We start from the raw sequence: 943 nt of genomic DNA, 5'->3' as shown, positions 1-943 counted from the left end.
AGATTGCGCCAGAGTGGGGAGGGCGAGCACCGCAACCGGCTGCTCAAGGAAGCGACCGCGGCCGTGCACGCCTATTTCATCCAGCGCGAGCTTTGCGGTCTGCGCAAGCACGATGCCGTGATCCGCGAATACGACATCCCACGGGCGGTTTTGGTCAGGCTCGGCGCCAGCTAGGCGCTCTTTGGTTGACCACAATCTTTCCCGAAAACCGGTTCCCACTTTTTGCTACGCCGACCTGCGGTTCGGTATTATGGTCTATTCCAGCCATTCCGTGATGAAGTGGCCGTTCTCGTGGATGTCGGTGCTTTCGAGCGGACCGGGGCCGAGATTGGTGAATTTGTGCGGCGTGTCGGGGGGCACGATCAGGATCTGGCCGGCGGTGGCCTTGATTTCCTGGTCGCCGATGGTGAAAAGTCCGGTGCCGGAACGGATCACGAAGATCTCCGCATAGGGATGCTTGTGCAGGCGCGGGCCGGCGCCGATCTTCTCCTGATAGTTGAAGATCAGGCAGGAGTTGGCGCCGAACTGACCGCATTGCAGCTCGCCCTTCCAGCGGTCGGGGGATTCGGCCCAGCTGTCGCGTTCAATGACATGCGCCATGGCGACAGAATAGACCGGGCCAGGAGCTGATGTCGAGGCGAACACCGCCCCGATTTCATCCCAGATTTCCCGCTGTTTGAAGCCGTCCGGCGGCCTGGCGGGAACGTGCCGGTCACGGCTGCCGCGCATCCCCGCGACAATCTGCCCTTGTGGCCTCACCCCGCTGGACAAAAACGGGCCGCACGCATAAACCGAAAATCCAAATGCCGGAGGAATTCGCTAGCCTGTTCGCCATGCGCTGTCGGGCAGGTGCGATTGAGCGGGGACAAGGCTCGGCCTCCGGTTAGGAAGAGGCGAAAGGATCAGGCACCCGTGAGCGCAACCGACATCCACGATCCCAACC

General features: G+C 61.9%; 2 protein-coding genes. One reads left to right on the top strand and one right to left on the bottom strand.

What is annotated here, in order from left to right; translation table 11 throughout:
* The coding region (locus EOA28_RS41230) for a DUF6665 family protein (protein ID WP_348633454.1) at positions 1-174 on the top strand (174 nt) is incomplete at its 5' end.
* Positions 175-255: 81 nt separating this feature from the next.
* Here the strand turns inward: EOA28_RS41230 and EOA28_RS36995 are convergent.
* A complete protein-coding gene (locus tag EOA28_RS36995; RefSeq protein WP_127251101.1) occupies positions 256-600 on the bottom strand; it encodes a cupin domain-containing protein in 345 nt (114 codons plus the stop codon).
* Positions 601-943: the final 343 nt, after the last annotated feature.

It is taken from the genome of Mesorhizobium sp. M2A.F.Ca.ET.067.02.1.1 (genome assembly GCF_004023285.1).
In the GTDB taxonomy this organism is placed as follows: Bacteria; Pseudomonadota; Alphaproteobacteria; order Rhizobiales; family Rhizobiaceae; genus Mesorhizobium.
The sequence above is the reverse complement of the archived record's forward strand: the minus strand, read 5'-3'. Positions and strand labels throughout refer to the sequence as shown.